Origin of the sequence: Anaerobutyricum soehngenii, from assembly GCF_009697165.1 — a bacterium.
In the GTDB taxonomy this organism is placed as follows: Bacteria; Bacillota; Clostridia; order Lachnospirales; family Lachnospiraceae; genus Anaerobutyricum; species Anaerobutyricum soehngenii.
On sequence record NZ_VULP01000002.1, the window covers coordinates 34,354 to 58,857 of the forward strand.

Consider the following 24,504-nt stretch of genomic DNA (forward strand, 5'->3'; position numbering starts at 1 on the left):
GGAGATTATAATGATTCGGAAAATATTAATTGCAAACAGAGGAGAGATTGCCATCCGCATCATTCGTGCATGTCGGGAGATGGGAATTGAGACTGTTGCAGTGTATTCCGAAGCAGACCGGGAGGCGCTTCACACGCAGCTTGCCGATGAGGCGGTCTGTATCGGACCAGCTGCAGCGAAAGACAGCTATCTGAATATGGAGCAGATTATCAGTGCAACGATAATTACCGGTGCGGATGCGATTCATCCGGGATTTGGTTTTTTATCAGAAAACAGCCAGTTTGCAAAGCTATGTGAGGCCTGCCATATTACTTTTATCGGTCCGGATTCCGATATTATTGCCCGTCTTGGAAATAAGGCAGTGGCAAGACAGACTATGGTAGATGCCGGCGTGCCGGTTATTCCGGGATGTCAGAAGGCACTTACCGATGTAAAAGAAGCATTAGAAATTGCAAAGGAAATAGGATTCCCCGTTATCGTAAAGGCAGTTCTTGGCGGCGGTGGCAAAGGAATGCGTGTTGCCTATACAGAAGAGGAATTTGAAAATGCCTTTTTGATGGCACAAAAAGAGTCAGGACTTGCCTTTGGTGATGAAAGTATGTATCTGGAGCATTTTGTGGAGAATCCTCGTCATATAGAGTTTCAGATTCTTGCGGATAATTACGGTAATGTCATTCATCTTGGAGAACGAGACTGTTCTGTCCAGAGAAATCATCAGAAAGTTATTGAGGAATCTCCTTCTGCTGCTGTAGATGAGGAACTTCGTGAAAGAATGGGAAAAGCAGCAGTTCTTGCAGCAAAGGCGGCCGGCTATAAGAATGCCGGTACGATTGAATTCCTTCTTGAAAAGGACAAGAGCTTTTATTTTATGGAAATGAATACCCGTATTCAGGTAGAACATCCCGTTACAGAATGGGTAACCGGAATTGATTTGATTAAAGCGCAGATCCGTATTGCAGATGGAGAAAAACTAAAATGGAAGCAGGAAGATATCCAGATTACAGGTCATGCGATCGAATGCCGCATCAATGCGGAAGATCCGTCTAAGAACTTCCGTCCATGTCCGGGAAGGATTACCGATATGTATCTTCCGGGAGGTAAAGGGGTCCGTATTGACAGTGCGATTTACAGCGGCTGCGAAGTATCCCCTTATTATGATTCTATGATCACAAAACTAATTGTATTTGCAGCAACAAGAAAAGAAGCAATTGCAAAGATGCACCGGGCATTGGGTGAAGTGATCATTGAAGGAATCACAACTAATATTGATTTTCTGTATGAAATCATGGAACGTCCGGATTATCAGGAGGGCGATTTTACAATTCAGTACTTAGAAAAAGTGCTTGAAGAGATGGGAGAGAATAAATAATGAAGTTAAAAAGTATATTTAAGAAAACACCCGTCACAAAACCGGAAGTAAAAGAAACAGCCAGTCAGATAAAGCCAGAGGTTCCGGAAGGACTTTTAAAAAGATGCAATAAATGCGGAAAAGGTATCTTTACGGAAGATTATAAAAAGAATCTTTATATTTGTCCAAAGTGCGGGGGATATCTTAGAATGCCGGCACAGAAACGAATTGAATTTTTAACAGAAGCAGATTCTTTTGAAGAGTGGGATACGGGTCTTTCTACAGAAAATCCATTGCATATGATTGGCTATCCTGACAAAATTAAAGCGTTACAGGATAAGACAAAGTTAGATGAAGCGGTTGTTACCGGAAAAGCGCGTATTGGTGAAAATGAAGTTGCTCTTATGGTGATGGATGGTCGTTTCCTTATGGCAAGCATGGGTGAAGTTGTAGGTGAAAAGATTGCAAGAGGTGTGGAACGTGCCACAAAAGAAAAGCTTCCTGTTATTATTTTTACCTGTTCTGGCGGAGCAAGAATGCAGGAAGGAATGACTTCTCTTATGCAGATGGCAAAGACTTCGGCAGCATTAAAAAGACACAGCGATGCGGGCTTGTTATACATCACAGTGCTGACGGATCCGACCACAGGCGGAGTTACTGCAAGTTTTGCCATGCTTGGAGATATTATTTTAGCAGAACCAAAGGCACTTATCGGATTTGCAGGTCCTCGTGTCATTGAGCAGACGATTCATAAGAAGCTTCCAAAAGGATTTCAACGTTCAGAATTTCTCTTAAAACATGGATTTATCGATAAAATCGTAGAGAGAAAAGATATGAAGACGGTCTTAGAACAGATACTTACAATGCATCGCTTGACGACAAAGCATTCTGGAATAGTAAAGAATACAGGAGCCGTTTCTGAAATAAAGACTGACTTAAATACTGTAAATCCGTCATCAAAGAGAGAAGATGTGCAGGCTGTTTCAAATAAAAATGCAGGAAAGTCACGTAAACAAAAGCTCTCTTTGGCACAGAAAAAACGTGCAGGGGAAAAGACGGCATGGGAGCGTGTACTGACATCACGTGAGAAAGATCGTCCGGTAGGAGAAGATTATATTTATGGATTATTTGAAGAATTTATAGAGTTCCATGGTGATAGAAACTTTGGCGATGATGCCGCAATCTGCGGAGGTATCGCCTACTTTCAGGGAAAGCCTGTTACGGTTATTGCACAGATGAAAGGAAAAAGTACCGCAGAAAATATTGCGCGTAATTTTGGAATGCCGGAACCAGAAGGATATCGGAAAGCACTTCGTCTTATGAAGCAGGCAGAAAAGTTCCATCGCCCGATTATCTGTTTTGTTGATACACCGGGAGCATTTTGTGGTATGGAAGCAGAAGAAAGAGGGCAGGGAGAGGCAATTGCCCGAAATCTTTATGAAATGTCTGCCTTAAAAACCCCGATCCTTTCTATACTGATTGGAGAAGGCGGTAGTGGCGGGGCACTTGCCATGGCTGTAGCTGATGAAGTCTGGATACTTGAAAATGCTGTCTATTCCATTCTTTCTCCGGAAGGATATGCCGCTATTTTGTGGAAAGATGGCAGTCAGGCAGCTCGTGCAGCAAAAGCGATGAAGCTTACTTCCTATGATTTATATAAAGCTGGTTTTGTAGAAAAAATCATACCGGAACCAGAAGGTTACACATTAGATTCGATTATTAACGTATTTGATAATCTAGAGGAAAATATTTCTGTATTTTTAGAAAATAGCAAGAGTATGACAGAAGAAGAACGAGTGGAGCAAAGATATCAACGTTTTCGCAGTATGTAAGGGCAGATGTATTTTACAGGAGACTATAAAGACAGGATTTACAGGAGAATGTAACTTATGAGAAAAGAACAATTTTCCATTGGGAAAAAACAATTAAAAGTCCCGATTATACAGGGTGGTATGGGCGTTGGTATCAGTCTTGGCGGACTGGCCGGAGCTGTCGCAAAAGAAGGTGGGGCCGGAACGATATCTGCTGCGCAGATTGGTTTTCGTGAACCGGATTTTTATGAGAATCCAGTAGAAGCGAATAAACGTGCGATTCATAAAGAAATGGATAAAGCAAGAAAGATTTCTCCGGAAGGAGTCATTGGCTTTAATCTGATGGTGGCAATGAATGATTATGAAACGTATGCACGCGAAGTGATTGCGGCGGGAGCTGACTTTATCGTATCAGGAGCAGGGCTTCCGGTTGATCTTCCTGCTTATATAAAAGATAGTGATATTGCAATCGCTCCCATTGTATCTACCAGAAAATCTGCCCATGTTATTTTGAAATTCTGGGATAAAAAATATAAAAAAACAGCAGATTTTATTGTTATTGAAGGGCCTATGGCAGGAGGACATCTTGGTTTCCATAAAGAACAGCTAGGAGAACTTACTCCAGAAATTTACGCCGAAGAAGTAAAAGAAATTATTACTGTAGTAAGAAAATATGAAGAAAAATATGAGAAAAAAATCCCTGTCATTCTGGCAGGAGGGATTTATGAGCATGCAGATTATGAAAGAGCATTTACTCTTGGTGCAGATGGAGTGCAGATTGCAACCCGTTTTGTAACAACAGAAGAATGTGATGCAGATGAACGTTATAAACAAGCCTATATTCAAGCCAAAAAAGAAGATATCGTTATCGTAAACAGTCCGGTAGGTATGCCGGGAAGAGCAATCAGAAATGTTTTTTTAGACAAAGTAAAAACCGAAGGCAGAATTCCACCAACAAAGTGTCTTCGCTGTATTCATACCTGCAATCCGGCAGAAACACCGTACTGCATCACCGAAGCACTTATTCACGCAGCCAAAGGAGAAGTCGATCAGGCCCTTTTATTCTGCGGAGGACGTGCTTATGAAGCAAAAACAATAGAAACAGTAAAAAAAGTAATTGATTATTTCTGTAAAGATTGTTTATAATAAATGTAAAAGAAACGATACGGTATTAGATAAGGTGAGAATATAGGAATGAACAATGTAAGAGAAACAATAAACACAATGTTAGTAAAGACTTTCCACGAGATTTTAGAATTAGAAGAGAAGGCGATCATCACAGATGAATTTTCGGATATAAGCAATAATGATATGCATATCATAGAAGCAATCGGTCTGGGTGAAGGAGCACGCATGAGTGTGGTAGCGAAACGTTTGAATATCACAGTAGGTTCGCTCACAACATCTATGAACAGTCTTGTAAATAAAGGCTATGTAGCGAGATCACGAAGTGAAAAAGACAGGCGGGTTGTTAACGTATATCTCCTTGAAAAAGGAATTGCTGCTTATAAACATCATGAAGAATTCCATGAAAAAATGTTAGATGCTATCATGGAAACCCTGAGTCCGGAAGAACTTGTCGTATGGGCAAAGTCCTGCGATCGTCTGACTCACTTTTTGAAATCATACGACAAAACCCATTAATTTCATAAATGAAACAAAAAAGCATTATGCAAATCTGTTTTATATCCTTGCACAATGAAATGCATCGTATTCATTGTGCAAGGATATACAGTAACTGCATAATGTTTTTTTATTTGTCTTTTATTCGTTATAATAAAAGTATCTAAAAATGATACAAAAATTAGAATAAATGCAAAAGAAAAAAATAAATGTTAAAAAGAAACAAAAACTCTTTCTTTTTATTTTTATATAGTGTATAATGATTACAATACCAAAGCAGAACGGGGATAGGGAGGACAAGTATGATATCATTATATTCTTTAATATGGACAGTTTTAGTTAGCTGCCCGTTGCTTCTCCTGATAGTCGTTTTAAGAAGAAGAACAGCCTGCCTGATGAAGTATGGAGTTACATTTATCTGTATTTTATATGCATTTTGTGTAATCAGAATGTTAATACCAATAGAAGTACCAGTGTTTCAGAAAGTAATTTGTGATCCACATATGTTTTCTTTTCTGATGAAAACGTATGCAGACTTAGGAACAGATAAAAGAAGGCTGGCTTTATGGACTATTTTTGGTATATGGGTTCTGGGGATTATCGCCTGGTCGATTTACTACAGCATTACTGTAGGTGGGCTGCTTATAAAGTTACGAAGAACCTGTTATAAAGGGGATGGACGAGTAGAGCGTATTTTAGAAGAGATTGCTCCAAACAGTGGTATTTCTATAAGATATACAGATTTAGTGGATACACCATTTTTAGTAGGTATATTTAAACCAACGATTTATATGACAGAAGTAGAATGCACAGATACACAAATCAAATATATTTTAACGCATGAATATACACACTGGAAGAGAAAGGATCCTTGGAAGTTATTATTTGCATATCTGATGATTATTATATTTTGGTGGAATCCGTTATTTCGACTTTTACATAAAGATATTAAACTGATGATAGAGATGGGGTGTGATAAGACCATGCTCCGAGACTATCCTATGAGATATGCATTAGAATACTTGAAAACAATATGTTATGTATTGGAAGCAGAGAAACATTCATTAAAAAAATTGAATTTTAATTCTTTGAATTTTGTTGATATAAACAGTGAAGAAGGGTTCAAACAAAGACTTTTTTACATATTAGATGCGAAAGAAAATTTGAAGTTGCAGAAGAAGGTAAATATAGCTGTGATTTGTGGATGCTTTATATGGATGCTTAGTTCTTATTATTTTATATTACAGCCAACATACAGCCCAGATAAAGAAATTCAAAATCAAGAAGAATCTGTTTTTACTGGAAAAGATTTGTATTTAGAAAAGAAAAAAGATGGAACATATATTTTGCATATTGGAAGGACTGTAGAGAAAATATCCAAAAAAGATATTGAAAAAGGATTGTACAATTCATATCCTATAATAGAAGAAAGGTAAATAATTAGTTTATTAGGGAAACTCATATTTCATTCTATTCCTTTATATGATATAATGAAAAATATAATTAACAGAAGAAAAGGATGATATTATGGGTAAGAAGATTCCAAGAATTACAAATAGTGAGATGCAGATTCTAGAAGTGTTGTGGGATGAAGGAGAGGCGCTAACATCTTCAGAAATTGTAGAAGTATCAGATGATCGGACATGGAAGTCAAGCTCGGTTCATTTATTATTAAATTCGCTTTTAAAGAAGAATTTCGTTCGAGTTGCCGGATTTAAGAAGACAACAAAGAATTATGCCAGAACATTTGAGCCATCTATGACAAGAGAAGAATATTCTATGAAGCAGTTACAGCAGGAGAAGAAGAAAAATACGAGAGTATTTTCTGGATTGTTTAATACCTTTGTTTCCGAGGAGATAAGTTCAGAATCTTTACAGAAACTTTCTAATTTAATTGAGTCAAGGTTAGATAATTTAGATGACGAAGAATAGATGATGTTTTGATGTTGCCTGTTCTTTGCCAATTTTATGTTTATATATGGTAACTTTATAATTTGCATATACATAAAAAGGAGAGAGAACGATGAAAAAGGCAAGATGGAGAAAAACAATCGCAGCAGGTGCTGTCCTTATGAGTTTGGGTATGGTATGTCCAGTAGCAAGTTTGCAGGCAGAAGAAGCAGAGACACCTTATGAAGAAGTAATGAAAGCTTCTGACGGTGATATTAATCCTTGTGCGGATCAGATAGAGTATGTGTATCGTATTCATAATGGAAGAGTACAGAAACGTCGATGGAATTATACTCAGGGAGAATGGGTAGATAAAAAGTGGATTGATGTTGGACCGGCCTAGAATACATTTTTATGAAAATTATAGTAAGTAAAAAGACCAGGAGCATTGCAGTTGTGATGTTCCTGGTCTTTTATATTACTTTACAGGAATAAAATGCTGTTTTTTATATAACAGAATAAGCAATAGAGTTATTATAAAAATAAAATTGTTAAAAAACTATCAAAAAGTTATTGTAAATTTCTCTGTTTTTTTATATAATAATAGTATAATGATAAAATGTTTATCAAAAAAGAGGATAAAATAACTGTTTTGTTTGAAAAATTGTTCACAATGTCTAAATGTGAGTAATGTGTATTTTTTAATTTTTTGTGTTTGCTTTTGTAGTGTTTTTTCAAAAGTGTATATGCATATAAAGAAGGGAGAAGCTTATGTTAGAGAAGGGTTACTATGACAAAGCGGATGCGATTATTGAGTCTCACGGGGCGGTGGAAGCATCTCTTATTCCGATTATACAGGATATTCAGAGTGAGTATCGGTATCTGCCACCGGAATTATTATCTTATGTTGCGGATAAGATTGGGATTACAGAGGCGAAGGCATTTAGTGTTGCTACATTTTATGAGAATTTTTCTTTTGAACCAAAGGGAAAATATGTGATTAAGGTCTGTGATGGAACGGCATGTCATGTGCGTAAGTCTACTACGATTCTGGAAAGAATTTATAGTGAACTGGGACTTTCAAAAGAGAAGGTAACAACGGAAGATATGTTATTTACTGTGGAAACGGTATCCTGTCTTGGTGCCTGCGGTCTTGCTCCGGTACTGACGGTGAATGATAAAGTATATCCGTCAATGACACCGGATGATGCTGCACAGTTACTTCAGAAGCTTCGAGAGGAGGAATAGGGGATGAGGATTCATAATAGAGAAGAGTTAAGCAAGATTCGTGAGATGGCAGCAGATAAAGTTTCTTCCACGAAGTGCCGTATTTTGATTTGTGCAGGAACAGGATGTTTAGCCGGTGGTTCAGGTGAGATTTATGAGAAAATGTGTGAACTTACAAAGGATTGCAAAGATGTTGATGTTGAATTTGGACCGGAGATCGCACATGGAAGTGAACATCCAGTTGCAGTGAAGAGAAGCGGCTGTCATGGCTTTTGTGAGATGGGACCGCTGATGAGAATTGAACCGCTTGGTATTCTTTATACAAAAGTAAAACTAGAAGACTGCGAAGAGATTTTTGAGAGAACAATAAAACATGGAAATATTATCCACCATCTTTTATATAAGCAGGATGGTGTTGAATATCCAAAGCAGGAAGAGATTCCATTTTATAAGAAACAGACCCGTCTGGTACTTAAAAATTGTGGACATATTGATGCAGAACATATAGAAGAATATATTGCGGTTGGCGGATACCAGGCATTTGCAAAGGTATTGTTTGAACAAACACCGGATGATGTAATTGAGACGATTTTAGAATCAAATCTGAGAGGTCGTGGAGGCGGTGGTTTCCAGACAGGATATAAGTGGAAACAGGTTGCAAGACAGCAGGAGAAAACACGTTATATTGTATGTAATGGTGATGAAGGAGATCCGGGAGCATTCATGGACAGAAGTATCATGGAAGGTGACCCTCATAAAATGATAGAAGGTATGCTGATTGCAGCTTATGCAGTAGGGGCACAGGAAGGATATATTTATGTACGCGCAGAATATCCTCTTGCAATCAGCCGTCTTCGCCTGGCAATTTCACAGGCAGAGGAAAGTGGACTTCTTGGAGAGAACATTCTTGGAACAGATTTTTCTTTCCACTTACATATTAACAGGGGAGCAGGAGCTTTTGTATGTGGTGAAGGAAGTGCGCTTACTGCATCTATTGAAGGTAAAAGAGGGATGCCGCGAGTAAAACCTCCAAGAACGGTAGAACAGGGATTGTTCGCAAAACCAACCGTATTAAATAATGTTGAGACTTTTGCCAATGTTCCGATGATTATTGATAAAGGTGCAGCATGGTATCGGAGTATCGGACCAGAAAAGAGTCCCGGAACGAAAGCATTTGCTCTTACAGGAAGTGTAAAAAATACAGGATTGATTGAAGTGCCGATGGGAACTTCTTTGCGGGAAGTAATCTATGATATCGGTGGTGGAATCAAAGGAGATGCACGTTTTAAAGCTGTCCAGATTGGAGGACCGTCCGGAGGATGTCTTATCACACCACATTTAGATGTCAGTCTTGATTTTGATTCCTTAAAGAAAATGGGAGCGATGATTGGTTCAGGAGGTCTTGTAGTTATGGACGATAAGACCTGTATGGTAGAAGTTGCTCGTTTCTTTATGAATTTTACACAGAATGAAAGCTGTGGTAAATGTGTTCCATGCCGAGAGGGAACAAAACGAATGCTTGAAATACTGGAAAAGATTGTTGCTGGAAAGGGAACACTTGAGGATTTAAATCTGCTTGATGAACTGGCTTCTATGATTACGGATACAGCACTGTGCGGACTTGGAAAGAGTGCAGCACTTCCGGTTATGAGTACACTTCGTCTTTTCCGTAAGGAATATGAAGAACATGTTGTCGATAAAAAATGTGCAGCAAAGAACTGTACAGCATTACGTCGTTTTGTTATCAGTCCGGAGCGTTGTAAAGGATGTTCAAAATGTGCAAGAAACTGTCCGGTTGGTGCAATCAGCGGACAGATTAAAAAGCCGTATGTTATTGATGACAGTATCTGTATTAAATGTGGTGCCTGTGAGAGTGCCTGTGCATTCCACGCAATTCATATAGAAGCATAGGAGGGGAAAGCAATGAAATATATGACAATTAATAATAGAAAAGTTGCATTTGATGATGAAAAAAATGTGCTTTCTGTTATCAGAAAAGCGGGAATTAATCTGCCGACATTCTGTTATCATTCTGAACTTTCTACTTATGGCGCCTGCCGTATGTGTGTAGTAGAAGATGATAGAGGAAAGATCTTTGCTTCTTGTTCCGAGGTGCCAAGAGACGGCATGGTGATCTATACGAATACACCAAAACTGCAGCATCATCGAAAGATGATTTTAGAGCTGATGCTTTCCGCACATTGCAGGGAGTGTACAACCTGTAAGAAAAACGGAGACTGTACATTACAGAATCTTGCAAAACAGCTTGGAGTCAGTTACATACGTTTTGAAAATAATAAACCACAGATCCCGATTGATGAAAGCTCGGATTGTATAGTTATTGATAAAAATAAATGTATTCTCTGCGGAGACTGTGTAAGAACTTGTGAGGAGATTCAGGGATTAGGTATTTTAGATTTTGCCTATCGCGGCTCTAAGATGCAGGTTATGCCGGCATTTGATCGAAAAATGGCAGAAACAGCCTGTGTTGGCTGCGGACAGTGTCGTGTTGTATGCCCGACAGGAGCGATAACGATTAAGCATAACATTCATCCGGTATGGGAGGCACTTGCTGATAAAAACACAAGAGTTGTTGTGCAGATTGCTCCGGCAGTTCGTGTAGCTGTTGGTGATAAATTTGGTATACCAAAAGGGGAAAACTCTCTTGGAAAGCTCGTGGCAGCACTTCGAAGAATGGGATTTGATGAAATATATGATACGGATTTCGGTGCAGATCTTACGATTATGGAAGAATCAAAAGAATTTTTAGAAAGAGTGAAGTCAGGAGAAAAATTACCATTGTTCACATCCTGCTGCCCTGCATGGGTAAAGTTTTGCGAGCAGAAATATCCGGAGTTACGCGAAAATATCTCTACCTGCCGTTCTCCACAGCAGATGTTTGGAGCGGTATTAAAAGAAGAAGCGCGGAATAATAAAGAAGATAGCAGAAAAACGATAGTTGTTTCAATTATGCCATGTACTGCGAAAAAAGCAGAAATCCTCCGCCCGGAACATAAGACGGAAGGAGAGCAGGATGTAGATTTCGTATTGACAACAACAGAAATTATCCGAATGATAAAAGAGGCAGGAATTGATCTGGCACAGATGCCATGGGAAGCAATGGATATGCCATTTGGATTATCATCAGGAGCCGGTGTTATCTTTGGTGTAACTGGTGGTGTAACAGAAGCAGTCCTTCGCCGTTTGGTAGCAGATAGCGGAATGGAAGCCTTAAATGAAATTAAATTCACCGGTATTCGTGGAACAAAAGGAATAAAAGAAGCTGTTATTCCATATGGAGACAGACAGCTTAAGATTGCTGTAGTCAGTGGACTGAAAAATGCAGATGAACTTATCCAGAAAATAAAAAGTGGTGAAGCACAATATGACTTTGTAGAAGTTATGGCGTGTAGAAGAGGCTGTATGGCAGGTGGTGGACAGCCAGTACCAATCGGTCCAAGAACCAAAGCAGCAAGATTTGAGGGATTATACCGCATTGACGATGCGGCACAGATAAAACGTTCTAATGATAATCCAATCGTAGGAGAACTTTACGAAGGACTCCTTAAAGGAAAAGAACATAAGCTGCTTCACAATAATACTGATTTATAGATTTGATGTAGACGAAAAAAGAAATAATACCCTATCCCATCTGCTCTGTAGTCGCTGTATTTAAGATGCGAATGAGCATCTTAAACACGCTCCCAAGCCGCATTTGGGATAGGGTATTATTTCTTTTTTCTGACTATTCTAAATCCACAGTTTGGCAACATGGAATGTACCAGAAGGATATGACTTTCCGGAAAATTAAATTCTAAAGGGCTGACATTCAAAAATCCGCTGAAGAATCCACTTGTTTTTCCGAAGTTTTCGTTTTTTGAGGCAAAATGAAGCGTTTAGCGTAACGGAACAAAAGCAAACTTATAAAAATTCTCTTTTCTTGCCATAGTTTTCTTACAATTCAGCAAAGAGTTCTATTACAGTGGCTGTTTAATCTTATTCCGCAACTCAGTTAAAAAATAAGAGGCCTTGTCCAGAAATTTACGATTTTTATTCAGATAAAATCTTCGGAAGGAAAAAAATTTTATTAAGAGATGTCTTGTAGATGTGAAGTTATCTCACATCTGATGTAACTAAATTTCAAGTATATACAACAATTTAAATGTAAATCCTTTAGAATTTAATTCCATGAAAAATCATAACCTTCTGGAAAATCCCCATTCTCGCCAATTGTGGATTTAGTATAGTCAGAGAAAAGAAAAAACAATATACCCCAGATGCGGCTTGGGAGCGTACTTAAGATGCGGATGAGCATCTTAAATACAGCGACTACAGAGCAGATGGGGTATATTGTTTTTTCTTTTCTCGTCTATACGAAATCTACAAATCGGAATTGAATTTTTCGAGAATTTAAAACTTCCTTTAATTGACTATAGTTGTGTTATTTGTTAAAATAATTATATAAAGTAAAGAGATAAAACATCAACGTGTGTATCATTATTTCATGGATTGGAGAGAGTTATGAGTAAGAGAATCAATACCAAAAAAACAACTGTGAAAACTGTTTCAACAGAAATAAAGGATGCTGTTGAGAAAACAGAAGTTGTCTCAACAGCGGAGCCAAAGAAAAAGGCAGATAAGCCGAAAGCAGAGGAAAAGGAAAAGGCAGATAAGCCGAAAGCAGAGGAAAAGAAAAAGGCAGATAAGCCGAAAGCAGAGGAAAAGAAAAAGGCAGATAAGCCGAAAGCAGAGGAAAAGAAAAAGGCAGATGAGCCGAAAGAAGAGCCAAAGGAAAAGGCAGATAAGCTGAAAGAAGAGCCAAAGAAAAAGGCAGATAAGCCGAAAGAAGAGTCGAAGAAAAAGGTAGCTAAGTCTAAAACAGTGACAAGGAAAAGGGCAGTTCGTTCAAAGACTGTGACTGAGGAAAAAGTAGCGGAACCAAAAACTACGACCAAAAAGAAAACGGTTCGTTCTAAGGCTGCGACAAAGGAAAAAGCAGATGCAACAAAAGAAAAAGTAGCTGAAATAGAGGAAAAAGCAGCTACTCCGAAGACGACAGCTGAACAGAATATTCCGATGGAACAGCCGGATTTAGGACCAAGAAGAAGTGTTGCTTTTATTGGTTCAGAATGTTATCCATTTGTTAAGACTGGTGGACTCGGAGATGTAATGTCTGCTCTTCCAAAGGCTCTGGCAAAATTAAACCTGGATGTTAAGGTGATTCTGCCAAGATATAAGTGTATTCCTCAGGAGTATCAGGAAAAGATGGAATACAGGGGCTCCTTCTATATGAATCTCTGCTCCGATGGAAAACAATATTATGTAGGAATCATGGAGTATCAGGAAGATGGTGTTGTCTATGATTTTATAGATAATGATGAGTTTTTCTCCTGGGGCAATCCATATACGAATTTGATAGACGATATACCGAAGTTCTGTTATTTTGCAAAAGCTTCGCTTGCTGCGCTCAATTATCTGGATTGGACTCCGGACGTAGTGCATTGTCATGACTGGCAGGCCGCTTTAGTACCTCTTTACTTAAGAACCAGCTTTAGTGATACAGATGTGGGACGTGCGATTGCAGTACTTACCATACATAATCTGCGATTCCAGGGTGTTTATGATAGAAAAATGATTCAATATTGGTCAGGACTTCCTGATTATGTATTTAATAAGGATTGCCTGACACAGAACTGGCTTGATGCAAATATGTTAAAGGGTGGAATCGATTACTGCAATAAAGTTACAACCGTAAGTAATACCTATGCTGAGGAGATTCAGACAGAGGAGTATGGTGAAGGACTGGCAGAACATTTAAGATATCACCAAAATAAAATTTTAGGAATTGTGAATGGTATTGATACAGATATCTGGAATCCGGCAACCGATAAGCTGTTGGCATCTAATTATGATGCAGAATCAGTGATAAAGAATAAAAAAGTGAACAAAAAGGCACTTCAGGAAGCGTTAGGCTTAGATGTAGATGAGAATAAGATGGTAATTGGACTGATTTCCCGTCTTACAAACCAGAAAGGGCTTGATTTAGTGAATGACGTAATTCCAGGTATCATGGATGGAAATACACAGGTAGTTGTTCTTGGTACAGGTGATTCTCAGTATGAGGACACATTCCGCTACTATGAAAATAAATACAAAGGTAGTTTTTGTGCGTATATTGCCTACAATGAAAATGTGGCTCATAACATTTATGCAGGATGCGATGCACTTTTAGTTCCATCAAGGTTTGAACCATGTGGACTTACCCAGCTTATATCTATGAGATATGGTGCAGTTCCGATTGTCAGAGAAACAGGAGGTCTCAAGGATACTGTTCAGCCTTACAATGTATTTGAAAATACAGGCAATGGTTTTACATTTGACAGATATGAAAGTGGCCTTCTTTACGATGCGATCAATAGAGCTAAGACTCTTTATTTCGAGAATAGAAAATGCTGGGATGATATGGTGATTCGTGATATGAATAAAGATGTATCCTGGGAAAAGAGTGCAAAACAGTACAAAGATATGTATGTAGGATTAACCCCAAGATATTAATTACTGATTTGTAGATTTGGTAATAGACGAAAAAAGAAAAAGTGATATATCCCATCTGCTCTGTAGTCGCTGTAGTTAAGATGCTCATCTGCATCTTAACTATGCTCCCAAGCCGCATTTGGGATATATCACTTTTTCTTTTTTCTGGCTATTCTAAATCTACAGTTGGGCAACGTGGAATGTACCAGAAGGATATGACTTTCCAGGAAATTAAAGTCTAAAGGATTGACGCATTTCTTCTGGAAATTTTACCCAAATAAAAATCGTAGATTTCTGGATAACCCCCTTATTTTCTCCACACAAAATCCTGATTTCATCTGGCGCCAAAGAACAGAAAAGCAGAAACTTTATATAGAATAAAATGTGATGTCGGAGCAAATAAAAATGCCGGTTAGGCATTTTCTATGCCGCGACTATCTTCACATTTTATTCTATATAAAGTTTCTGCTTTTCGTTTCTTTAGTCCATCAAATCAGGCTTGTTTCTTTTTTTGTATCTTGACAAATAACTCCCTTTTAGCTATAATACTTTAGTGTAGTGCATTGATAAAACTACGCAGAGATTATAAGGGAAAGAAAAAGGAGAGATACTATGAAAAAGATAATTGCTATGCTTTTAGTTCTCGTAATGAGCGTTACAGGATTAGTTGGATGTGGTTCTTCTAATAAGAGTGGCAGCGAAGCTGGTTCTACAAGTACAAGTTCTGATTCTGATTGGGCTTATATTCAGGGAAAGGGCAAGCTTACAGTTGGTATTACATTATTTGCACCGATGAATTATTATAATGAAAAGAATGAGCTTGTTGGTTTTGATACAGAGATGGCACAGGCAGTGGCAAAGAAGCTTGGCATTGATGTAGAATTTAGTGAAATTAACTGGGATTCTAAAGAGGTAGAGTTAAACTCTAAGAATATTGATTGTCTTTGGAATGGAATGTGTATTACCGAAGAGAGAAAGCAGAATATGAGTGTTTCTGATCCATATCTTTACAATACACAGGCTATGGTAATGAAGAAGAGCAGAGAAAAAGAAATCATGAAGAGTGTAAAAGGTCTTACTGTTACAGCAGAACAGGGTTCTACTGGTGAAGGTAAGATTGACGGTTCTATTGCCGATGATGATACAGTAAAGGTTTCTGCTAAGGATTACTTTAAAGATGCGAACTATGTAGCTTCTGATTCTATGGCTAAGGCTCTCATGGAAGTAAAATCAGGAACAGCAGATGTTGCTTTAGTTGACAGTGTATGTGCTCTTGGTATGGTTGGCGAAGGAACAGATTATGAAGATTTAGTTATCAACATGGATAATAACTTTGGTCAGCAGGAATATGGTATCGCATTCCGTAAGGGCAGCGATGTGACAGAAAAGGTAAATCAGGCAATCAAAGAACTTTATGAAGATGGAACGGTAGATACGATTGCTAAGAAATACGATTTACAGGATATGTTGATTAAATAACTGCTTCTATGGTATGATATAGAAACTGTATAAGCTTCGTATGAATACATATAAAAGAATCCGGGATTTCAGTATCTTTTACAGGAAAAGGGACAGAAAGACCGGATTCTTGTTGTGGTTTCAGCCGGGCATCTCGCAGTAAGAATGCTGAGGTATTCTTAAATTTATTCAAAATATATGAAGAAAGAAGGATAAGATTATGATGGCTACCAGCCCAATGGAATCCTTAAGTTCAGGATTCATTATTAACATCGAGCTGTTTTTTATCACTTTACTTTTGGCATTGCCACTTGGATTAGTGATTACATTTTGCTCTATGTCAAAGTTCAAGCCTTTAAAATGGTTAAGCAGAACTTTTGTCTGGATTATCAGAGGAACACCACTGATGCTTCAGTTGTTCGTTGTACTGTATGCACCAGGACTTTTGTTTTCTATGCCGATGAGTTCTCGTTTTACAGCAGCAATTATTGCATTTGTTATTAATTATGCTGCTTATTTTTCAGAAATTTATCGTGGTGGAATTGAAAGTGTATCAAGAGGGCAGTACGAAGCAGGACAGGTTCTTGGTATGACAAAGACACAGATTTTCTTTAAGATTATTCTGTTACAGGTTATAAAGAGAATTATTCCGCCGATGAGTAATGAAGTGATCACTCTTACGAAAGATACCGCTCTTGCCCGAATTATTGGTCTTGCAGAGATTATCATGTGTGCAGAACGTTTTACAAAACAGGGCTTAATCTGGCCATTATTCTCTACAGCAGTATTTTTCCTTGTTTTCAATGGAATCCTGACTCTTTTATTTGGATGGATTGAAAAGAAAATGGACTATTTTAGAGTATAAGGAGGGGTTTTGATGTCTATTCTTGAAGTGAAAAATTTAAAAAAGAATTTTGGAAGTCTTGAAGTGTTAAAGGGCATTGATTTTTCTCTGGAAAAGGGAGAAGCACTTGCAATGATTGGAGCATCGGGAAGTGGAAAGACAACGCTTTTACGCTGCCTGAACTTTTTAGAGCGTCCAACACATGGACAGATTATTGTAAATGATAAAGTAATCTTTGATGCAGATGATAATAAGTCTTTAGGAGATGCACAGATAAGAAAGAACCGTTTACATTTTGGAATGGTATTTCAGTCCTTTAATCTTTTCCCACAATATACAGCGTTACGTAACTGTACATTAGCCAGAGAATTAATGGCAAAGGAACGTCCGGATTTTAAAGAGAATAAAAAACAGACTCTTGCGGAGATTCAGGCAGAGGGAGAGGCGCTTCTTGAAAGTGTTGGATTAAAAGAGAAGATGGATTTTTACCCACATCAGCTTTCCGGAGGACAGCAGCAGAGAGTAGCTATCGCAAGAGCGTTAATGTTACAGCCGGATATCCTGTGTTTTGACGAGCCGACATCAGCGCTTGACCCGGAACTTACCGGGGAAGTATTAAAGGTTATCCGTGGTTTGGCAGACAGACATACAACAATGGTTATCGTTACACATGAGATGAAGTTTGCTCGAGATGTATCTGATAAAGTTCTTTTCTTAGATCAAGGTACTATTGCAGAATACGGAACACCGGAGCAGGTATTTGAACATCCGAAGGAAGAAAGAACGAGACAGTTCCTCGAGAGATATTTTGAGGATTAATTATATCAGATATGCAGTAGAAGTATGTCATGCGTTGCATGACACATATTTCGCAGCAAGAATGCTGAGATATTCTTGAATGACTGAATATAGAAAAGTACTGTAAAACATAAAAATAGGAGAGAGGATTAAAAGTAAAAATCCTCTCTTTTTTATAAATATCTTTAATTTTTGTTATATAGATGATATACTTATTCTAGATTACTATATCTAAAATCAGCATAACATGAGAAGTGAGGGAAATGAAGATGCTAGATGCCGGACAGAGTGTAAACAAATTAAAAATACTAATTGTAGATGATTCTGAACTGAATAGGGAACTTCTCGCAAGCATGCTGGAGGATGAGTATGAGATTTATCAGGTTGAGAATGGGAAAAAAGCAATCGGTATATTAGAGAAAAGCAGGGAAGAGTTTAAGCTAGTATTACTTGATATGAATATGCCGGTAATGGATGGATATGAAGCCCTTTCCATTATGAAAAGGAGAAAGTGGTTAGACAGGCTTCCTGTAATTGTTATTTCTGCTGAGATTGGTGGAGAGAGCGTGAGAAAGGCTTACGAATTGGGAGCTAGCGATTATTTTGTACGTCCATTTAATGAATCTATTGTATCTAGAAGAGTTCGGAATACTATTACTCTCTATGATAACATTTCAAGCAATTTTAATGATGCGGTAATGATGTTGTCTACAATATTTTTCCGGATTTTAAAAATAGATTTAAAGGCAGATACTTATGAGATTATAGAGCATGGAGACAATGATCCGCTAAGGGAGTGTTTTCAAAAAGAAAGTATATCCGAATGTCTTATGGGGCTTGCTGAAGAAGGGCATATTCATGAGGAGGATTATAAAGAATATGTAGAATTTTGTTCTATAGAACATTTGAAGAGAATTTTTTCAGATGGCAGCCAATATGCAAGTTTACAGTATCGTAGAGTTATTGATGGAGAATATCGCTGGATTTCCATGGAGATTGTACGAAGCACAGAGTACAGAGAGGATAATCAGCAGGTTGTCATGTATGTGCGGGATATTAATGATGATTATATAAAGCTTTTGCAGATGGCAATGAGTCATACATTAGACTCTGTAGGCATTGTATCAGCGAATGTTTCCCAGGGAATCTGTCTTTCTTTTGCCGGAAAGAAGGAGGAATTAGAAGGTCGGGAAGGTCAGAGTATTGACTCTTATATAGAGATGATCAGTAAAATGATTCCGGTAGATGAATTAAGAAAGAATTTTTGTCAGAAGTTTTCACAAAAAAATATGTTAAAGACATTTCATGAAGGAAAAACAGACATTTCCATGGATACGGCATTTGCCTGTTCAAAAGAAGCACAGGTATCTGTACTGCGGGTGAATGTAGATATGGCAAGGAATTCTTTTTCAAAGGAAATTGGAGCAGTGTTACATTTTACAGATATTACTGCAGGGTATCTTGTAGAGAATGTACCGCAAAAGATTTATCAGAAGAATTATGAGAATATTATCATTATTGATGCAAATAGAAAAAAGATGATAAAGACAGACATTTTATCTTCTGTTTTATCAGAGTACCTGAAAAGAGAAGAATTATATGAAGGCTGGACTTCTTATGATTCGCAGAAAGACGTTGTGGACAGTGAGTGTGAAAAGTTTAAAAAATGTGTGGAACTTTCTGCAATAGAAGAAGGTCTTTGCAAAGATAAACAGTTTTCTTTTACTGTTCATGAGATAGATGAAACAGGTGAAGTGAGGTTAAAAAGATATTCTTATATTTATGTAGATAAACGATTAAATATTATTGTCGGGGCGAGAGAGGATATTACTGAATTTTCAGAAAAAGATGTTTTGGTAGGAGGATATAATCGTCGGGGATTTATTCGCAATACAGAACGTTTTTTAAATGCAGCATCTGATAGAACACAGTATGCAGTATTGTTTTTTAATATAAAGAATTTTAAAGCAGTGAATGAATTGTTTGGAGTGGAGAATGGAGATGTAGTTCTTCGGAATATATATAAAACGCTGAAATATTCAAGACTTGCTCCGGTGATCGTTGCAAGAGTAGAGTCTGATCATTTTGTCTGCCTGATCGATAAGAAGAATTTAGACTTTGCAGAACTGACAAAAGTATGTGAGAATAAGTTTTGCAAAGACGGTAAGCGGATGAATTTGATTATCCGATGTGGTATTTTTTATGTAGAAGATGAACCGATGAAGATTTCCGGTATGATCGACAGGGCAAAGCTTGCGAAGAAGTATATTACGGATGAATATGTTCAACCGTACATGATTTATGATGATTCTATGCAGGCTGCTTATGTAGACAAAGCAAAGCTTACCGGGGAATTGCAGGAGGGAATCGCACAGGAACAGTTTAAGGTTTATTATCAGCCAGTTATTGATGCGAAAACTGGAAAGATTGCTTCAGCAGAAGCATTGATTCGCTGGATCCATCCAGAAAAGGGATTCATTTCTCCGGGATTATTTATCCCGGCAATAGAAGAGGATGGTCATATTTCCGAGCTTGATTTTTATGTACTTAAGAAAGTATGGCAGTTCATTAATGAAAGATACGAAAAGAATAAGTTTGTTGTTCCGGTATCTGTAAATTTATCCTGGATGGATTTCTATGATGAAGTAATGATGGAAACAATCATAAAAGAAATAGATCAATTTAAAGAAGTGGGTAGAGAGTATATGACTCGTTTTGAAATTACAGAAACTTCATACGCTGCCATCAGGGAAAATCGAAGTGATATTCTTGAGAGTTTTCGGATTAGAAATACCAAGATTCTCTTAGATGATTTTGGAAGTGGCTTTTCTTCCTTTGGCATGCTCCAGGATTACGATTTTGATATATTAAAAATTGATATGAGCTTTATCCGTAAGATGGAAGAGAATCCAAAAACGAAAAGTATCGTGCGTAATATTATAGGAATGGCGCATGAGATGGATATAGAGACAGTTGCAGAAGGAGTAGAAACAGAAGAACAGGTAAGATTCTTAAAACAGAGCGGTTGTGACTATATTCAGGGATATTATTATTCCAGACCATTGCCGGAAGATGAATTTATAGAATTTCTGGAAAAAGAATCTTTAAAGAATTAAATTGTTATAAAATAGAAAAGAAATATCCCGCACTGTGATTTGCTACATAACAGTACGGGATATTCTTAATTTTTTGTGAGTTATCTATAGCTGTTATCTGTATTCTTCGGCGAGTTCCTTAAATACGGGAAGTGCCTGTTCCACTCTTTGCGTAGGGACACAGTAGGCGATACGGAAGTGCCCCGGACATCCAAAGATATCTCCAGGAACGAGCATCAGATCTTTTTCCATTGCTTTTTTGCAAAATGCCTGGGAATCCGGTTCTAAAGAACGTGGGAACATATAGAACGTTCCGCCGGGTTCTACACAATGGTAGCCGTATTCTCTAAGCGCTTCAAAAAGTATTTTTTTATTTGTTTCATACACGCTTAAATCGGAGGTACAGCCGCAGACATCCGCTACGGTTCTCTGCATCAGGGAAGCGGCACCATTTTGCCCGATTGTTCGGGAAATCTGCGGACAGATTTCAATAATCTTATCGGCATCAGAACAATCCGGATGTACGGCAAGATAGCCGATACGTTCTCCCGGAAGAGAGATCGATTTACTAAAAGAATAGCAGGTTAGCGTGTTCTTATAATAATTTGCAATGTAAGGAGCATCTACTCCTTCAAAAATAATATCACGATAAGGCTCATCTGAAATAAGATAGATTGGATGATGGAATTCTTTTGATTTTGCTGTTAAGATTGATGACAGTTTTTCAATGGTTTCTGTAGAGTAGACAATTCCGGAAGGGTTATTTGGAGAGTTGATCAGGACAGCAGAAACATTTTCATTTAATTGGGCTTCAAATGCTGCAAAATTAATCTGGAAAGTGTCGATATCTGCAGGGATAATTGTAAGCTTTAATCCAGCGCCGGCGGTATATGGTTTATATTCAGAGAAACAAGGTGCAAAAGTAATAATTTCATCGCCGGGATTTGTTACCGCACGAAGAGCGTGAGCTAAAGCTCCAGCAGCACCAATTGCCATAAAAATATTGGCAGCTTTGTAGGCTGAACCATATTTTTTATTTAAAGAGGCAGCAATTTTTTCGCGGGTTTCCATGATTCCAAAGCTTGGACTATATCCATGCAGGGCAAGAGGGTCTAAAGTTTTCACTTTTTGGACAATTGTTTCGTTTACAATAGAAGGTGCAGGTACAGAAGGGTTACCAAGGCTAAAATCATAAATATTTTCTGCTCCAACGACTTTGGCACGTTCTGCAGCATACTGGAATATTTCAAAGATAACGTCTTTTTCCTGTAGCATGTTTGTGTATTGTTTGTTTAACATAAAATGAAACACTCCTTTTTATTTTATATATTTTGATTAAGTAGATAGTCTCTATGAGTGTAGCATATGAGATGGGAAAGAACAAGAACAGGAATCGTATATTGACGGGGCGATGTTACTTTACTATAATAAAACGGACAGAAAGGAGTATATCATGGAGAACTATTCAGTACAGGTTCCACCGTATACGGTAGGACCGGAAGCATATAAAAAGATTGAAAAACAATGTCACATATATGGAAGCAAGGCAGTTGTTATTGGTGGAAAGAAGGCGATGGCTGCTGCGAAGGAGAAGCTGCTTTGTGCGGTAGAAGATACTGGAATTGAAATTGTTGATTTTGTATGGTTTGGAGGAGAATGTACCTTTGAGAATGCAGAAGCTCTCGAACAGTTAGAAGCAGTACAACAGGCAGATGTGATATTTGCTGTTGGCGGAGGAAAGGCAATCGATACATGTAAGCTTGTAAGTATTGCGCTTGAAAAACCGTATTTTTCTTTCCCGACGATCGCATCAAACTGTGCTCCGACATCTGCGGTGTCTATTGTATATAACGAAGACGGAACATTTTGTAAGTTTGTACATTTTCTCGAGCCGGCGAAGCATATTTTTATTGATACAGAAATTATCGCAAATGCGCCAACAGAATATTTATGGGCTGGAATTGGAGATACTTATGCAAAGTATTATGAAGTAAGTATTTCTGCAAGAGGTGAGCAGTTAGAGCATTATAAGGCAATGGGAGTACAGCTTAGCCGTATGTGTATGGAAGCGATGCTTGAGCATGGAGCACAGGCATTAAAAGATAACGAACAGAGGACGGCATCCTATGCATTAGAACAGGCGGCGCTTACTATTATTATTACAGCAGGCTGGGCTTCGTTGCTTGTGGCAAGAGAACATACGATGGATTATAATGGTGGAGCTGCGCATGCCTTTTTCTATGGTCTTTGCAACCTGCCTGGATTTGATGAGAATCACCTGCATGGCGTTGTTGTTGGATTTGGTGTTTTGCTTTTGCTTACGATTGATGGTAAAGAAGAAGAATGTGAGAAGCTGACTGCTTTTAATAAGACAGTTGGGCTACCAACGAAGCTTTCTGAAGTCGGTGTTACGGTAGAAGAAGTCGCAAAGTGTGCATCATTTATGGTAAAAGATGAGGATCTTGCGCATTATCCATATACTGTAACAGAAGAGATGATTGTAGAAGCGGCAAGAAAGCTGGATTATTAATTGAAATTTTAAGGAGGATATCATAATGAAGTTTGAAAAGATTGATATAACAAAGGAAAATGTAAACCCATTTCAGAGAATTGGCCAGGACTGGATGTTGATTTCTGCCGAGAGAGAAGGCAAGGTGAATACGATGACTGCTTCCTGGGGAATGATGGGTGTTTTTTGGGGAAAGAATGTCGTAACTGTCGGGATACGTCCACAGCGCTTTACAAAAGAATTTGTAGATGCAGGAGAATTCTTCACGTTAACATTTTTTGATGGAGAGCGTAAGGAGGAGATGGGATATCTTGGAAAAGTATCTGGAAGAGATGAAGATAAAATTAGCAAAGTAGGTTTTCATGTAGTAAAAACCGATGAGGAACAGCCGACTTTTGAGGAAGGTAAAATGGTTTTTGTATGTAAAAAACTTATGGAAACGCAGTTGAATCCAGAAGAATTTATTGATTCAGAAGTGGATGGAAGATGGTATCCACAGAAGGATTATCATCATATGTATACAGCGGAGGTTATCGCTGCCTACCGTATTGAACAATAATGAAAAGGATTTACAATAATTTAAAAGTAATGAAGAACTTCGGAAGTAAGAGAAGAATGAATTGCTTACATCTAAGATTGGAGGTATCGATATGTATTATGGAGGATATTACGGGGCATTTTGGGACCCGACATATATTCTGGTTGTAATAGGCATGATAATCTGCCTGCTTGCTTCTGCAAGAGTGAAGTCTACTTATGCGAAGTTTGATAAGGTAAGAAGTCATGCGGGAATTACTGCTGCAGAGGCGGCAGAACGTATTTTACATGGAGCGGGAATTTATGATGTGGAGATTCGGCATATTTCCGGAGATCTGACAGATAATTATGATCCAAGAAGTCGGGTTCTTAATTTATCTGACGCAACATTCCGCTCTACTTCTGTGGCGGCGATCGGAGTGGCGGCACATGAATGTGGGCATGCGATTCAGGATGCAGAAAGTTATGCGCCTCTTAAGATCCGCGGTGCGATTGTACCAGTTGTGAATTTTGGAGCAAGTATTTCCTGGCCGCTTATTTTGATCGGTATTATTCTTGGAGGAAGCCATACATTGATCATGCTTGGTGTATTGCTGTTTTCCCTTACTGTAATATTTCAGCTTGTTACGCTGCCGGTGGAGTTTAATGCTTCTTCAAGAGCATTAAAGATTCTTGGTAATTCTCATATTCTTTATGACGATGAAATTTCCGGTGCAAGAAAGGTGCTTACGGCTGCTGCACTTACTTATGTTGCTGCTGCTGCTTCTTCTATTCTGCAGTTATTACGTCTTCTTTTATTATTCGGTGGCAGAAGAGACGATTAATGCATT

At 38.1% G+C, this 24,504-nt stretch carries 19 protein-coding genes; 18 read left to right on the forward strand and 1 reads right to left on the reverse strand.

The window, feature by feature from the left end:
- Positions 1–10 precede the first annotated feature (10 nt).
- The 15 genes from FYJ25_RS01635 (at position 11) to FYJ25_RS01705 (ending at position 20,649) form a co-directional block, all read left to right on the forward strand.
- Positions 11–1,369, forward strand: coding sequence for an acetyl-CoA carboxylase biotin carboxylase subunit (locus FYJ25_RS01635; protein ID WP_021908261.1), 1,359 nt, complete (start codon positions 11–13; stop codon positions 1,367–1,369).
- Positions 1,369–3,180, forward strand: a complete 1,812-nt coding sequence (locus FYJ25_RS01640) for an acetyl-CoA carboxylase carboxyltransferase subunit alpha (protein WP_096239449.1) — start codon at positions 1,369–1,371, stop codon at positions 3,178–3,180. The genes FYJ25_RS01635 and FYJ25_RS01640 overlap by 1 nt, the downstream gene beginning before the upstream one ends.
- 57 nt (positions 3,181–3,237) lie before the next feature.
- A complete protein-coding gene (locus FYJ25_RS01645) occupies positions 3,238–4,305 on the forward strand; it encodes an NAD(P)H-dependent flavin oxidoreductase (protein ID WP_096239450.1) in 1,068 nt (355 codons plus the stop codon).
- A 48-nt stretch (positions 4,306–4,353) separates the two neighbouring features.
- Positions 4,354–4,803, forward strand: a complete 450-nt coding sequence (locus FYJ25_RS01650) for a MarR family winged helix-turn-helix transcriptional regulator (RefSeq protein ID WP_021908258.1) — start codon at positions 4,354–4,356, stop codon at positions 4,801–4,803.
- Between the two features lie 281 nt (positions 4,804–5,084).
- A complete protein-coding gene (locus FYJ25_RS01655; RefSeq protein WP_096239451.1) occupies positions 5,085–6,218 on the forward strand; it encodes a M56 family metallopeptidase in 1,134 nt (377 codons plus the stop codon).
- A 91-nt stretch (positions 6,219–6,309) separates the two neighbouring features.
- A complete protein-coding gene (locus tag FYJ25_RS01660; protein ID WP_154580370.1) occupies positions 6,310–6,714 on the forward strand; it encodes a BlaI/MecI/CopY family transcriptional regulator in 405 nt (134 codons plus the stop codon).
- A 91-nt stretch (positions 6,715–6,805) separates the two neighbouring features.
- Positions 6,806–7,075 (forward strand): hypothetical protein, encoded by a 270-nt coding sequence (locus FYJ25_RS01665; RefSeq protein ID WP_096239453.1) that lies wholly within the window; start codon positions 6,806–6,808, stop codon positions 7,073–7,075.
- Between the two features lie 368 nt (positions 7,076–7,443).
- A complete protein-coding gene (locus FYJ25_RS01670) occupies positions 7,444–7,920 on the forward strand; it encodes a complex I 24 kDa subunit family protein (RefSeq protein WP_154580371.1) in 477 nt (158 codons plus the stop codon).
- Positions 7,921–7,923: 3 nt separating this feature from the next.
- Positions 7,924–9,810: an NADH-quinone oxidoreductase subunit NuoF gene (locus FYJ25_RS01675; RefSeq protein ID WP_154580372.1), complete on the forward strand. Its 1,887-nt coding sequence runs from the start codon at positions 7,924–7,926 to the stop codon at positions 9,808–9,810.
- Between the two features lie 12 nt (positions 9,811–9,822).
- Positions 9,823–11,511: a [FeFe] hydrogenase, group A gene (locus tag FYJ25_RS01680; RefSeq protein WP_154580373.1), complete on the forward strand. Its 1,689-nt coding sequence runs from the start codon at positions 9,823–9,825 to the stop codon at positions 11,509–11,511.
- 909 nt (positions 11,512–12,420) lie between these two features.
- Positions 12,421–14,454, forward strand: a complete 2,034-nt coding sequence (locus FYJ25_RS01685) for a glycogen synthase (protein ID WP_243145659.1) — start codon at positions 12,421–12,423, stop codon at positions 14,452–14,454.
- Positions 14,455–15,045: 591 nt separating this feature from the next.
- Positions 15,046–15,912 carry a transporter substrate-binding domain-containing protein gene (locus FYJ25_RS01690; protein ID WP_021908250.1) on the forward strand — a complete coding sequence of 289 codons (867 nt, stop codon included), beginning with the start codon at positions 15,046–15,048 and terminating at the stop codon, positions 15,910–15,912.
- A 202-nt stretch (positions 15,913–16,114) separates the two neighbouring features.
- Entirely contained in the window at positions 16,115–16,756 is a 642-nt protein-coding gene (locus FYJ25_RS01695) for an amino acid ABC transporter permease (protein WP_173854342.1), read from the forward strand.
- Between the two features lie 12 nt (positions 16,757–16,768).
- A complete protein-coding gene (locus FYJ25_RS01700; protein WP_096239456.1) occupies positions 16,769–17,554 on the forward strand; it encodes an amino acid ABC transporter ATP-binding protein in 786 nt (261 codons plus the stop codon).
- A 242-nt stretch (positions 17,555–17,796) separates the two neighbouring features.
- A complete protein-coding gene (locus tag FYJ25_RS01705; protein WP_096239457.1) occupies positions 17,797–20,649 on the forward strand; it encodes a two-component system response regulator in 2,853 nt (950 codons plus the stop codon).
- Positions 20,650–20,742: 93 nt separating this feature from the next.
- On the opposite strand, the gene FYJ25_RS01710 is transcribed toward FYJ25_RS01705, so the two are convergent.
- Complete coding sequence (locus FYJ25_RS01710) at positions 20,743–21,927, reverse strand: pyridoxal phosphate-dependent aminotransferase (RefSeq protein WP_096239458.1); 1,185 nt, start codon at positions 21,925–21,927, stop codon at positions 20,743–20,745.
- 154 nt (positions 21,928–22,081) lie between these two features.
- On the opposite strand from FYJ25_RS01710, the gene FYJ25_RS01715 reads away from it, so the two are divergent.
- The 3 genes from FYJ25_RS01715 (at position 22,082) to FYJ25_RS01725 (ending at position 24,498) form a co-directional block, all read left to right on the forward strand.
- Complete coding sequence (locus FYJ25_RS01715; RefSeq protein ID WP_096239459.1) at positions 22,082–23,158, forward strand: iron-containing alcohol dehydrogenase family protein; 1,077 nt, start codon at positions 22,082–22,084, stop codon at positions 23,156–23,158.
- Positions 23,159–23,183: 25 nt separating this feature from the next.
- Positions 23,184–23,696: a flavin reductase gene (locus FYJ25_RS01720; protein ID WP_096239460.1), complete on the forward strand. Its 513-nt coding sequence runs from the start codon at positions 23,184–23,186 to the stop codon at positions 23,694–23,696.
- A 91-nt stretch (positions 23,697–23,787) separates the two neighbouring features.
- On the forward strand, positions 23,788–24,498 hold the full coding sequence (locus FYJ25_RS01725) for a zinc metallopeptidase (RefSeq protein ID WP_154580374.1): 711 nt from the start codon (positions 23,788–23,790) through the stop codon (positions 24,496–24,498).
- The last annotated feature ends 6 nt before the right edge of the window (positions 24,499–24,504 follow it).

Coding starts and splice junctions, on each gene's coding strand:
- FYJ25_RS01665 (WP_096239453.1), top strand. CDS start 6,806: ATGAAAAAGGCAAGATGGAGAAAAACAATCGCAGCAGGTGCTGTCCTT.
- FYJ25_RS01705 (WP_096239457.1), top strand. CDS start 17,797: ATGAAGATGCTAGATGCCGGACAGAGTGTAAACAAATTAAAAATACTA.
- FYJ25_RS01675 (WP_154580372.1), top strand. CDS start 7,924: ATGAGGATTCATAATAGAGAAGAGTTAAGCAAGATTCGTGAGATGGCA.
- FYJ25_RS01690 (WP_021908250.1), top strand. CDS start 15,046: ATGAAAAAGATAATTGCTATGCTTTTAGTTCTCGTAATGAGCGTTACA.
- FYJ25_RS01650 (WP_021908258.1), top strand. CDS start 4,354: ATGAACAATGTAAGAGAAACAATAAACACAATGTTAGTAAAGACTTTC.
- FYJ25_RS01720 (WP_096239460.1), top strand. CDS start 23,184: ATGAAGTTTGAAAAGATTGATATAACAAAGGAAAATGTAAACCCATTT.
- FYJ25_RS01715 (WP_096239459.1), top strand. CDS start 22,082: ATGGAGAACTATTCAGTACAGGTTCCACCGTATACGGTAGGACCGGAA.
- FYJ25_RS01640 (WP_096239449.1), top strand. CDS start 1,369: ATGAAGTTAAAAAGTATATTTAAGAAAACACCCGTCACAAAACCGGAA.
- FYJ25_RS01700 (WP_096239456.1), top strand. CDS start 16,769: ATGTCTATTCTTGAAGTGAAAAATTTAAAAAAGAATTTTGGAAGTCTT.
- FYJ25_RS01725 (WP_154580374.1), top strand. CDS start 23,788: ATGTATTATGGAGGATATTACGGGGCATTTTGGGACCCGACATATATT.
- FYJ25_RS01645 (WP_096239450.1), top strand. CDS start 3,238: ATGAGAAAAGAACAATTTTCCATTGGGAAAAAACAATTAAAAGTCCCG.
- FYJ25_RS01655 (WP_096239451.1), top strand. CDS start 5,085: ATGATATCATTATATTCTTTAATATGGACAGTTTTAGTTAGCTGCCCG.
- FYJ25_RS01695 (WP_173854342.1), top strand. CDS start 16,115: ATGGCTACCAGCCCAATGGAATCCTTAAGTTCAGGATTCATTATTAAC.
- FYJ25_RS01635 (WP_021908261.1), top strand. CDS start 11: ATGATTCGGAAAATATTAATTGCAAACAGAGGAGAGATTGCCATCCGC.
- FYJ25_RS01660 (WP_154580370.1), top strand. CDS start 6,310: ATGGGTAAGAAGATTCCAAGAATTACAAATAGTGAGATGCAGATTCTA.
- FYJ25_RS01670 (WP_154580371.1), top strand. CDS start 7,444: ATGTTAGAGAAGGGTTACTATGACAAAGCGGATGCGATTATTGAGTCT.
- FYJ25_RS01685 (WP_243145659.1), top strand. CDS start 12,421: ATGAGTAAGAGAATCAATACCAAAAAAACAACTGTGAAAACTGTTTCA.
- FYJ25_RS01710 (WP_096239458.1), bottom strand. CDS start 21,927: ATGTTAAACAAACAATACACAAACATGCTACAGGAAAAAGACGTTATC.
- FYJ25_RS01680 (WP_154580373.1), top strand. CDS start 9,823: ATGAAATATATGACAATTAATAATAGAAAAGTTGCATTTGATGATGAA.